This window comes from Rhodovarius sp., assembly GCF_040399605.1.
Classification (GTDB): domain Bacteria; phylum Pseudomonadota; class Alphaproteobacteria; order Acetobacterales; family Acetobacteraceae; genus Rhodovarius; species Rhodovarius crocodyli_A.
This window is the reverse complement of the sequence record NZ_JBBARU010000041.1, coordinates 20,386-31,903: the sequence shown is the minus strand read 5'-3', so window position 1 is coordinate 31,903 and position 11,518 is coordinate 20,386. Positions and strand designations below refer to the sequence as shown.

Here is an 11,518-nt window from a genome sequence, read left to right as displayed (position 1 = left end):
TATCGCGGCGGGCCGGAGGCGCTCACCGATGTGATTGCCGGGCGGATCGACAGCACCTTCACTGACTTGGCCGCGGGGCTGGCGCAGGCGCGGGAGGGCCGGGTGCGGGTTCTGGGGCTGAGCACGGCTCAGCGCTTCCCGCTGGCCCCTGAACTGCCGATTGTGGCGGAGACGGTGCCGGGGTTTTCGCTCACCGTCTGGTTTGGCCTGGCGGTGGCAGCAGGGGCTCCGCCGGCGATGCTGGCGCGTGCCAATGCGGCGCTGAACACGGTGCTGCGCGAGCCACAAATCCGCGAGCGGCTGGGCCGCACCGGCTATACGACCATCCCTGGTACGGCCGAGGCAGCGCGGGCGTGGATTGGTGATGAAATGCGCCGCTACGCCCAATTGGCCGAGCAGGTGGGGTTGGAGCGGCAATAAGATCTTGATGGCTTGACCCCGGCGCCCGGGCATTGGACGAAGCGCCATGCTCGACAAGAATTTCGACCCCGCCGGGTTTGAGGCGCGACTCTATGACCATTGGGAGGCGGCCGGGGTTTTCGGCCCTTCGGGAGAGGGCGCGCCTTATACGGTGGTGATCCCGCCGCCCAATGTGACGGGCAGCCTGCATATTGGCCATGCGCTGAACAACACCTTGCAGGATGTGCTGGTGCGGTTTCGCCGCATGCAGGGGCGTGATGCGCTGTGGATGCCCGGCACCGACCATGCCGGCATCGCCACCCAGATGGTGGTGGAGCGGCAATTGGCCCAGGCCAAGCAGCCCGGGCGGCGTGAATTGGGGCGCGAGGCGTTTCTGGAGCGCGTCTGGGCCTGGAAGGAAGAGAGCGGGGGGACGATTTCGCGCCAGTTGCGCCGGCTGGGTTCCTCGCTGGATTGGCCGCGTGAGCGCTTTACTATGGATGCCGGCCTGTCGCAGGCGGTGGTGGAGGTGTTTGTCCGGCTGCATAAGGCGGGGCTGATTTACCAGGATAAGCGACTGGTGAATTGGGACCCGGTGTTCCAGACGGCGATTTCCGACCTGGAGGTGGAAAGCCGCGAGGTGAAGGGTTCGCTGTGGCATATCCGCTACCCGGTGGAGGGCGGCGGCGAGATTGTGGTGGCGACCACGCGGCCGGAGACCATGCTGGGCGATACGGCGGTTGCGGTTCATCCGGAGGATGGGCGGTTTGCCGGGCTGGTGGGGCGGCATGTGGTGTTGCCGCTGACGGGGCGGCGGATACCGATCATTGCCGATGAGTATTCCGACCCGGAGAAGGGGACGGGGGCGGTGAAGATCACGCCCGCGCATGATTTCAATGATTTCGAGGTGGGGCGGCGGCATGGGCTGGCCATGCCCTCGGTGCTGGATGCTGAGGCGCGGGTGACGCTCGCCGAGATCGAGGCTGAGGGGTTTGTGGCGACGCTGGCGGGGCTGGATCGCTTCGCGGCGCGCAAGCTGATCGTGGCCGAGTTGGAGCGGCTGGAGATGCTGGTGCTGGTGGAGGCGCATACCCATCAGGTGCCGCATGGTGACCGTTCGGGCGTGCCGATCGAACCGCGGATGACGGTGCAGTGGTATTGCAACGCGGCTGAATTGGCGAAGAAGCCGATTGAGAGCGTTGAGAGCGGCCGGGTGAAGTTTGAGCCGGATAATTGGAAGAACCTATTTTTCAGCTGGATGCGCGATATTCAGCCCTGGTGCATTTCCCGCCAGCTTTGGTGGGGGCATCAGATACCCGCCTGGCATGCGGCGGATGGGCGGGTGTTTGTCGAGCGCAGCGAGGCCGAGGCGCAGGCGGCGGCGGGCGAGGGGGTGGTGCTGACCCGCGATGCGGATGTGTTGGACACCTGGTTCAGCTCGGCGCTGTGGCCCTTCAGCACGCTGGGTTGGCCGGAGCAGACGCCGCTGCTCGAAAAACACTACCCGACCGATGTGCTGGTGACGGGGTTTGACATCATCTTCTTCTGGGTGGCCCGGATGATGATGATGGGCGAGTTCTGCATGGGGCGGGAGCCCTTCTCGACCGTGGTGATCCATGGGCTGGTGCGCGATGAGAAGGGCGCCAAGATGAGCAAATCCAAGGGGAATGTGATGGACCCCCTGGAGTTGATCGATGCTTATGGCGCGGATGCGGTGCGCTTTACGTTGTGTGCGTTGGCCTCGCCGGGGCGGGACATCAAGCTGAGCAAGCAGCGGATGGAGGGGTATCGCGCCTTCGTCACCAAGCTGTGGAATGCGGCGCGGTTTTTGGAGACCAATGGCATTGCGCCCAACCCGGCCTGGAAGCGCGAGGAGGCGAGCGGCGTGCTGGCGCGCTGGCTGTTGGAGAAGACCGATGCGGTGGTGCGCGAGGCGACCACGGCGCTGGAGGGCTTCCGCTTCGATGATTATGCCAATGCGGTGCATGGTTTTACCTGGGGGGTGTTTTGCGACTGGTTCATTGAACTGGCCAAGCCGGTGCTCAATGGCGAGGATGGCGCGGAGAAGGCCGAAATTCAGGGTGTGGCCCAGCATGTGCTGGGGGTGGTGCTGCGGCTGCTGCATCCGGTGATGCCGTTTGTGACGGCCGAGTTGCATAGCCAATTGGGGTATGGCGATGCGGTGGAGATTGTGACCTGCGACTTCCCCACCGCCCCGGGTTTTGCCGCCGAGGATGTGCGGCTGGCCGATATTGATACGCTGATTGCGGCGGTGACGGCCATTCGCTCGGTGCGGGCGGCGATGAATGTGCCGCCCTCCTCGGTGGTGCCGCTGCGCGTGGCGCTGGCGGGTCAGGGGGCGCTTTCGGCGTTTTTGCCGCAATTGCTGCGCCTGGCGCGTGTGGAGGCGCCGGTGTTTGTGGAGAATGCCGCGGCGGATGCGGGGCCTGGGGCCATGGCGGTGGCGCAGGGCATTGAGATGTTCATGCCGCTGGCCGGCGTGATTGACCTGGCAGCGGAGGCGGTGCGGCTGAAGAAAGAGCGGCAAAAGGCCGAGGAGCAGGCGCGCCAGGCGGAGGTGAAGCTGGCCAATCCGGATTTCGTGGCCCGGGCCAAGGAAGAGGTGATTCAGGAGATGTCGAGCCGGTTGAGTGATGCGCGGGCGCTGATCGACAAGCTGGATCGGGCATTGGGGAATATATCGGCTTGACGTTTCAACGCGGTGATTGAAGGGCGCTGATCCTGCGGTAGCTGCATCTTGCCCAACCGCCCTCCACGGGCGACAAGAGCTTGCAAGCGACCACAAGGGGAAACCGCGCCATGACCACCTGGGACAAATCCAAAATGCCGAGCCGGCACGTCTCCATCGGCCCGGAGCGCGCGCCCCATCGCAGCTATTATTACGCCATGGGCATGACGGCCGAGGAAATCGCCGCCCCGCTGGTGGGTGTGGCCACCTGCTGGAATGAGGCCGCACCCTGCAATATCGCCCTCTCCCGCCAGGCGCAGTCCGCCAAGAAGGGCGTGCGCGAGGCAGGCGCGAGCCCGCGCGAATTCACCACCATCACAGTGACCGATGGCATCGCGATGGGCCATCAGGGCATGAAGTCCAGCCTCGTCAGCCGCGACGTGATTGCCGATTCGATTGAACTGACGATGCGCGGCCATTGCTATGATGCGATGGTCGGCCTCGCGGGCTGCGACAAATCGCTGCCGGGGGTGATGATGGCGATGGTGCGCCTCAATGTGCCCAGCGTGTTCATGTATGGCGGTTCGATCATGCCCGGCCATCATCATGGCCGCGATGTGACGGTGGTGGATGTCTTCGAGGCGGTGGGCAAGCATGCCGCCGGCATGATGAGCGATGAGGAGCTGTTCGAGCTTGAGCAGCATGCCTGCCCGGGCGCTGGCGCCTGTGGTGGCCAGTTTACCGCCAATACCATGGCCTGCATTTCTGAGGTGATTGGCCTCGCACTGCCCAATTCCGCCGGTGCGCCGGCACCTGATGAGGAGCGCGATGTCTGGGCCTTGCAGTCGGGCCGGGCGGTGGTGAATTTGCTGCGACTGGGCATTCGCCCGCGCGATATCGTCACCCGCAAATCGCTGGAAAACGCTGCCATCATCGTGGGCGCCACCGGTGGTTCGACCAATGCCGGGCTGCATCTGCCCGCTATTGCGCATGAGGCGGGCATCGACTTCCCGCTTGAGGAAGTGGCCCGGATCATGAAGGCGACGCCGCATATCGCCGACCTCAAGCCCGGCGGGAATTATGTGGCTTATGACGTGTTCAAGATCGGCGGTGTGCCGGTGATCATCAAGGCGCTGCTCGATGGCGGGCTGCTGCATGGTGATTGCATCACGGCCACCGGCAAGACCCTGGCCGAGAACCACAAGGATGTGGTCTTCCCGACCGATCAGGATGTGGTGCGCCCGGTCTCCAACCCGATTTCCAAGATGGGCGGCGTGGTGGGGCTGAAGGGCAATCTGGCGCCTGAGGGGGCGATCGTGAAGATTGCCGGCATGGCCAAGCTGCGCTTCGAAGGCACGGCGCTGTGCTTTGACAGTGAGGAGGATGCCTTCGCCGCCGTTGATGCGCGCGCCTATAAGGCGGGTGATATCATCATCATCCGCTATGAAGGCCCCAAGGGTGGCCCGGGCATGCGTGAAATGCTCTCCACCACCTCGGCCATTTATGGCCAGGGCATGGGTGAGAGCGTGGCCTTGATCACCGATGGGCGCTTCTCGGGTGCGACGCGCGGCTTCTGCATTGGCCATGTTGGGCCTGAGGCGGCGGTGGGTGGGCCCATCGCGCTGCTGAAGAATGGCGACAAGATCATCATCGATGCCGAGGCGGGCACGATTGATGTGGCGCTGAGCGACGAGGAACTCGCCGCGCGCCGCGCCGCCTGGACGCCGCGGACGACCAATTATAATTCCGGCGTGTTGTGGAAATATGCGCAAACCGTGGGCAATGCCCGTGGCGGTGCGGTGACCCATCCGGGTGCCGCGGCGGAGACGCATGTTTACGCGGATATCTGAAGCGTAGCGTTGCTATCTGCGCCGCAACCCTGCGGGGTTGCGGCGCATGATTCTTGCTGCCCCATTGGCTGCTGAACAACGCTCATGGCGGAGGTGAAGAGCGAAAGGGCTTTGCCCTATTGCGCTCTCCCACCAGGGTCGACGTATATGTCGACGACTTTCCTGGACCTTTGGATAATTTGAAATAATCTAACGAAGGTGCAGGAAACTAAGTTTCCTGCTGGGGTGCTCGAGGGGCAAAGCCCCTCGACCTTACTTTCCCTAGCATTGCGTTTTCCAGCAGCCCGCTACAGCACCTTCTGGAACCAGATGCGCGAATGCCCAGGCGGCATGCCATCCAGCCGCCCGGCCTCGGCCCAGCCATTGCGCACCCAGAATTGCGGGCCGTGGAAGCTGAAGGTGTCGGTATAGGCGTGGGTGCAGCCGCGCTTGCGGGCGATGGCCTCGGCGCGGGCGAGGAGCAGCGAGCCGGTGCCGCGGCCGCGCTGCTCGCGCGAGAGCCATAGCCAGTCGATGAAGAGCCAGTTCCAATAGGTCAGGCCCAGCAGGCCGCCCTGCACGGCGCCCTCGTCATCGCGCGCCAGCACGGTGACGGGCTCGCGGTCATAGGGCCCGCCGAGTTCCTGGTTATAGCTGTGCAGCCCCCGCTGGATGGCCTCGACGGCTGCCATTTCGGGGTAGTCATCCTCGGAGATTTCCAGAGCGCTCATGCGGCTTATCGTGCCATGGCGGCCATGAGGATGGCGAGCATCCCCAGGCTGACATTGATGCCGACCAGCTTGCGGATGCGCTCATTGCAGGGGGCGGCCTGGCCCATATCGCCCGCGGCCAGGGCGCGCTTGAGGGCGGCGAAGGGGCCGAACCAGATGGCGGCGAAAATACCCGCCATGATGAGGCCGAGCAGGTGCATGACATGGATGGGCCAGCGCACGCCGCCAAAGCCGCCATGCACGCCAAAGAGCAGCATATAGCCCGAGAGCAGCACCAGCGGCATCAGCACCCAGACCATGCGGAAGAATTTGCCATGCACCTGGCCCATAAGCCCCAGCCGGGCCGGGGGCTCCAGCGCGGCCAAAGAGGGGCGCAGCACCATAACGCCAAACCCCATGCCGCCCACCCAGAGCACCACACCAACCAGATGCAGCAGCAACCATAAACTCGCCATCACTCAGCCCTTCATCAATGCCCGCAGCGCCACGATGGTGGCGGCGATTTCCTCGGCGGCGGCGCTGCGCGCGGCCGCCTCGCTCACGCCCAGGCCCTGCATGAAAGCTGTGGCATAGGCGGTGCGGTTGCCAAGCCCCGGGCCGAGCAATTCCAGTTTTCGTGCGGCGAGTTCGGCCATGATCACATCCTTGAGGCGGCCTTGCGCGGGCACGCGGTTGAGCAGGATGCGGGCGGGTTTTTTCTCGGCCGCGGCCAATTTCAGCGTGGCCTCGCTGGCCCAGAGATCGGGTCCGGCGGGCTGCATGGGGATGATCACCAGGTCAGCGGCGCGGATCGCCACCTTGCTGTCGGTATCGGCATGGGGTGCTGTGTCCATGATCACCACATCATGGTCGCGCTTGAGGCGCTCGATCGCGCCGGTGACCCGCCAGCCGGAGGGGGCCTCGAAGCTGATGGCGGCCACGCCCTCACGGCCTGCGCGCAATTCTGCCCAGCGGCTGAGCGAGGCCTGCGGGTCGGTGTCCAGCAGGGCGATTTTTTGCCCGCCGGCGGCCAGCGTGGCGGCCAGATTGGCGGCGACGGTGGATTTGCCGGCGCCGCCCTTCTGCTGCGCGATGGCGATGACGAAAGCCATTGGATGCACTCTCCCGCGATTCGCTGCGCTGCACTCTATAGCACAGTGATGGGGGCTGGGGTTATTCCACGCGGATATTCGCCGCGCGGATCACCTGGGCATAGGTCTCGGTATAGCGCCTGATTTCGGTGCCAAAGCGCTCGCTGCCATAGGCGAGGATGGTGAAGCCGGTCTCCTCCAGCCGGGCTTTCACCTCGGGGCGGGTGAGGGCGGCCACCCAGGCGGCCTCAAGCCTCGCGCGCGCCGGGGCTGGCACATCGGCACGGGCGATCAGGCCGAACCAGCTATCGGAGAGCACCAGGGGGAAGCCGAGTTCGGCCATGGTTGGCACATCGGGCATTTGCGGCAGCCGCGCCGCGGCCGAGACGGCGATGGCGCGCAGCTGGCCGGCTTGTACCGGCTGGATCATGTCGGGCAGGTTGGCGAACATGAACTGGATGCGGTTGCCCATCAGGTCGGTGCCGGCCTGGGCGGGGCCGTTATAGGGCACATGGGTGGCGTTGAGCCCAGCGAGGCGGGCGAATTGCTCACCGCCGAGATGGTTCGAGGTGCCAATGCCATAGCTGCCGAAGGAAACGCCGGCGCCGGGGCGGCGCGCCACCTCCACGAAGCCGGCGAAATCGCGCGCGACGGAAGGGTTGATGGCCAGCACATGCGGCACCACGGTTGCCATCATGATGGGGGCGAAATCGCGCAGCGGATTATAGGGCATGGATGGCCGCAGGGTGACATTGGCGGCAAAGCTATTGGCGATCATGATGAGGCTATGGCCATCCGCTGGCGCGCGCAGCAGCTCCTGGGTGCCCACCACGGTGGCGCCGCCGGGGCGGTGGTCGAGCGCCACCGGCTGGCCCAGCTCTTGCTCCAGGGCGAGGCGGACGATGTTCACCACCGGGTCCATGGTGCCGCCGGGGGTGAAGGGGATGATCACCCGCATGGTCTGGCTGGGCGCCCAGGCCGGCTGCGCCTGGGCTTTGGCCAGGCCCCCGGTGGCGAGGGCGAGGGAGGGCAGGCTGCGGCGGCTGAGGGGCATGGGGATTCTCCGGGGATTGCGAGGCGCATCGTCGGGGCTGGCGGCTTGGGTTTCAAGCCACCCATGCTGCATGGCCTGGCCGGTGGCCGGTGGGCGAGGGGCATTGGGGCAAAGCTCCGGGTGAATTCGAATCCATGATTGCCATAGTTACGATGACAGAGTGAAAAGGTCGGATATATCCACGAGCTTTCAGGAGAGCAGAGGGATCAGCCCCATGACTGTTGCCGCCATATTGCGTGAAAAAGGCCCCGCCGTGATTGCGGTTGGCCCCGATACCCAGGTGTTGGAGGTGGCTGGCATCATCAGCCGCCGCCGGATTGGTGCCGTGGTGGTGGTGGATGGCGCGGGTCATCTCGTTGGCATCGTCAGTGAGCGCGATGTGGTGCGGGGGATGACGCAGTTTGGTGCCGCGCTGCTGGAGATGGCGGTTTCTGAACTCATGACCCGCGATGTGCGGACGGTCACGCCGCAGACCTCGGTCGATGAGGCGACCGAGATCATGGATGAGGGCTATTTTCGCCATCTTCCGGTGCGCGGGGCGGATGGCCGGCTGTGCGGCATTGTCAGTATTCGCGACCTGGTGCGCTATCGCATCCATGCCCAGCAATCCGATGTGGAGGCCTTGCAGGCCTATGTGATCGGCCGGGGTTACGCGCTGGGTCGGGTGTGATCTTGCCCATCGCGGGTGAGGGGGGCGGCCTGGTTTAATCGTCCCCCCCCAGTGGACGTGGCCGCCGCGCCGGCCGAGACTGCTTCTGGGAGGGCGGAGATGCCCCAGAAGCAGTTTGAGACGCGAATCACGCGTTTGTTCAATATTCGTCACCCCGTTCTGGCGGGCGGGCTGATGTGGCTGTCGGATGCGCCTTATGTGGCGGCGGTGGTCAATGCCGGGGGGATGGGGTTCATCACCTCGCGCTCCTCCGCGACCATGGCCGAGTTTGAGGGCCAGCTTGGCCATTGCGCGGCGCTGACGGGGGACAAGCCTTTTGGTGTGAACCTCTCCACCTCGCGTCACACCGCCGTTCCCCTGATGGATTATCTCGATGCGGCGCTGGCCGCGGGGGTGCGACATTTCGAGACGGCCGGCCGCGCGCCGGCCGATGACCTGATACGCCGGATTCGTGATGCCGGGGCCATGGTCATCCACAAGGTGCCGCTGCTGCGCCATGCGCTGACGGCGGAGCGCCTCGGCGTGGATGCGGTGGCCATTGTGGGCATGGAATGCGGCGGCCATCCCGGCGCCAATACCGATATGCCGGCCATGCTGGGTGGCGCCTTGGCCGCGGGGAAGCTGCGCATTCCCTATGCCATTGGCGGCGGCATTGGCCATGGCTCGCAAATTCTGGCCGCCCTGGCCATGGGCGCGGATGCGGTGGTGCTGGGCACCCGGTTTCTGGCTGGCGAGGAGATTTCTGCCCATCCGGCCTATAAGGCGCGGATGGTGGCGGCGGGTGCGGATGACCACATGGTGTGCTTTGCCGGCAATCAGCCGCTGGGTGGCGCCTGGCGGGTGCTGAACAATGCCACCGCGCGCGAGGTGCGCGCGCGTGAGGCGGCGGGGCGCACGGATTATGCCGATTTCGCCGAACTCACCCGCGGCAGCTTGCAGAAGGAGGCGGCCTATGGCGGCGGCGATGTGGAGGCTGGCATGCTCTCTATGGGGGCTGCCGTGGCCTTTATCGATCAGGTTGAGCCCATTGCCGCCATCATGGACCGGCTGATGGCTCAGGCCGCCGCCGCGCAAAACCGTATCACGACCCTTATCCGGAGTTGAGCCATGTATCGTCGCACCCTGCTTGCCGCCACTCTGGCGGCGCCTGCCTTAGCCCAGAGCCCTTGGCCCAACCGGCCGGTGCGGATGGTTATTCCCTTCGCGCCGGGCGGGGGTACCGATATTGGCGGCCGTATTCTCTGCCAGCGCCTGGCCGAGATTTGGGGCCAGCCGGTGGTGGTGGAAAATCGCGGCGGCGCGGGGGGGATGATCGGCACCCGTGCGGTGGGGGCGGCCGCACCGGATGGATATACGCTGCTGTTTAATGGCACGCTGTCCATCCTGCGCGATGGCTTTGACCCGCGCAGCGTGACCGACCATGTGGTGCGCGCCACCATCACCCATAATATCGTGGTGGTGAATGAGCATGTGCCGGTGCGCAGCTTGCCGGAATTCATCACCTATCTGAAGGCCAATCCGGGGCGGGTGAATCATGGCACCTCGGGGCCCTTGGCCTCGCAGCATCTGGCGGCGGTGATGTTTGACCTGCTGGCGGGCACGCGGATGGAGAATATCCATTATCGCGGCACCGGGCCTTCGGTGGCGGGTATTCTGGGCAATGAGGTGCAGGTGATGTTTGGCTCGATGTCTGCGGTGCTGCCGCTGATCGAAGCGGGGCGGCTGCGCGCTTTGGCCACCGCCTCGGGCCGGCGTTCCGCCATGCTGCCCAATCTGCCGACGGTGGGCGAGGTGGTGCCGGGCTATGCTGCCGAACTCACCTATAGTTTTTCCACCCCCTCTGGCGTGGCGGAGCCGATCAAGCGCCGGCTGGAGCAAAGCGTGCGCCAGGTGCTGGATAATGAGGTGATTGTGGGCGAGTTGCGCACCCGCGGCTTCGAGCCGGATTACGATACCAATCCGGGCCTCGCCCGCTATATTGAGGAGGATGTGCAGCGCTGGGCCGATGTGGCCCGCCGGGCCAATCTCAATCTCAATGAGGGGTAGTGTGGCGGTTTGCTGACACCGGCCCTATATCCCGCCCATGGTCACGCGCACGGATATCGATCACCGCAAGAGCAGCCCGGAGGCGCGGCTTGGCGCCGAGCGCCATCCGGAAAAGGCGGCGCGGCCGGATAACCCTATCCAGCGCAAGCCGAGCTGGATTCGCGTGCGCGCGCCCAATCACCCGGTTTATAACCAGACGCGGGAATTGATGCGAGCCAATAAGTTGGTAACGGTGTGCGAGGAGGCGGCCTGCCCGAATATTGGCGAATGCTGGTCACAACGCCACGCCACCATGATGATCATGGGCGAGATCTGCACCCGCGCCTGCGCCTTTTGCAATGTGACAACCGGCGTGCCGCATGTGCTGGATGGCGATGAGCCGCGCCGGGTGGGGGATGCGGTGGCCAAGCTGGGGCTGCGCCATGTGGTGATCACCTCGGTTGATCGGGATGATCTGGCCGATGGCGGGGCGGCGCATTTCGCCCAGACCATTGCTGCCATTCGCGCGGCGACGCCGGGCACGACGATTGAAATTCTCACCCCCGATTTCCTGCGCAAGGATGGCGCGCTGGAGGTGGTGGTGCAGGCGCGCCCGGATGTCTTCAACCATAATCTCGAAACCGTGCCGCGGCTTTATCCGAGCATTCGCCCCGGGGCGCGGTATTTTCACTCGCTGCGCCTGCTCGATGAGGTGAAGCGGCTGGAGCCGGGTATTTTTACCAAATCGGGCATCATGGTGGGGCTGGGGGAGGAGCGGATGGAGGTCTCCCAGGTGATGGATGATCTGCGTTCGGCGAATGTGGATTTTCTGACCATCGGCCAATATCTGCAGCCGAGCGTGAAGCATGCGGCGGTGGCGCGGTTTGTCGAGCCGGTTGAGTTTGGGGACTACGCGCGCGTGGCGCGGGGCAAGGGATTTCTTTTGGTTTCCGCCACGCCGCTGACGCGCAGCTCCTACCATGCCGATGAGGATTTTGCGGCGCTGCGTGGCGCGCGCGAAGCGCAATTGGCCAAGGCGCAGCCCTGAACC

General features: G+C 65.0%; 11 protein-coding genes. 7 read left to right on the top strand and 4 right to left on the bottom strand.

The features are described 5' to 3' along the window. The 3 genes from ABWP84_RS11615 to ilvD all read left to right on the top strand — a co-directional run. A partial coding sequence (locus tag ABWP84_RS11615) for a tripartite tricarboxylate transporter substrate-binding protein (RefSeq protein WP_353212193.1) occupies positions 1-420 on the top strand: 420 nt, incomplete at its 5' end. 46 nt (positions 421-466) lie between these two features. Continuing rightward, on the top strand, positions 467-3,109 hold the full coding sequence (locus ABWP84_RS11610) for a valine--tRNA ligase (RefSeq protein WP_353212192.1): 2,643 nt from the start codon (positions 467-469) through the stop codon (positions 3,107-3,109). A gap of 110 nt (positions 3,110-3,219) precedes the next feature. After that, positions 3,220-4,938 carry a dihydroxy-acid dehydratase gene (gene ilvD, locus ABWP84_RS11605; protein ID WP_353212191.1) on the top strand — a complete coding sequence of 573 codons (1,719 nt, stop codon included), beginning with the start codon at positions 3,220-3,222 and terminating at the stop codon, positions 4,936-4,938. Between the two features lie 287 nt (positions 4,939-5,225). Here the strand turns inward: ilvD and ABWP84_RS11600 are convergent, their stop codons facing one another. The 4 genes from ABWP84_RS11600 to ABWP84_RS11585 form a co-directional block, all read right to left on the bottom strand. Beyond that, positions 5,226-5,648, bottom strand: a complete 423-nt coding sequence (locus ABWP84_RS11600; protein WP_353212190.1) for a GNAT family N-acetyltransferase — start codon at positions 5,646-5,648, stop codon at positions 5,226-5,228. 5 nt (positions 5,649-5,653) lie between these two features. Further along, complete coding sequence (locus ABWP84_RS11595) at positions 5,654-6,103, bottom strand: CopD family protein (RefSeq protein WP_353212189.1); 450 nt, start codon at positions 6,101-6,103, stop codon at positions 5,654-5,656. Between the two features lie 3 nt (positions 6,104-6,106). Further along, positions 6,107-6,739 carry a ParA family partition ATPase gene (gene parA, locus ABWP84_RS11590; protein WP_353212188.1) on the bottom strand — a complete coding sequence of 211 codons (633 nt, stop codon included), beginning with the start codon at positions 6,737-6,739 and terminating at the stop codon, positions 6,107-6,109. Between the two features lie 61 nt (positions 6,740-6,800). After that, a complete protein-coding gene (locus tag ABWP84_RS11585) occupies positions 6,801-7,772 on the bottom strand; it encodes a tripartite tricarboxylate transporter substrate-binding protein (protein WP_353212187.1) in 972 nt (323 codons plus the stop codon). A gap of 214 nt (positions 7,773-7,986) precedes the next feature. Here ABWP84_RS11585 and ABWP84_RS11580 point away from each other — a divergent pair, with 214 nt between their 5' ends. The 4 genes from ABWP84_RS11580 (at position 7,987) to lipA (ending at position 11,515) form a co-directional block, all read left to right on the top strand. Continuing rightward, entirely contained in the window at positions 7,987-8,442 is a 456-nt protein-coding gene (locus ABWP84_RS11580; protein WP_353212186.1) for a CBS domain-containing protein, read from the top strand. 99 nt (positions 8,443-8,541) lie between these two features. Continuing rightward, positions 8,542-9,546 (top strand): nitronate monooxygenase, encoded by a 1,005-nt coding sequence (locus tag ABWP84_RS11575; protein WP_353212185.1) that lies wholly within the window; start codon positions 8,542-8,544, stop codon positions 9,544-9,546. Between the two features lie 3 nt (positions 9,547-9,549). Beyond that, entirely contained in the window at positions 9,550-10,488 is a 939-nt protein-coding gene (locus tag ABWP84_RS11570; RefSeq protein ID WP_353212184.1) for a tripartite tricarboxylate transporter substrate binding protein, read from the top strand. Between the two features lie 37 nt (positions 10,489-10,525). Beyond that, complete coding sequence (gene lipA, locus ABWP84_RS11565) at positions 10,526-11,515, top strand: lipoyl synthase (protein WP_353212183.1); 990 nt, start codon at positions 10,526-10,528, stop codon at positions 11,513-11,515. The last annotated feature ends 3 nt before the right edge of the window (positions 11,516-11,518 follow it).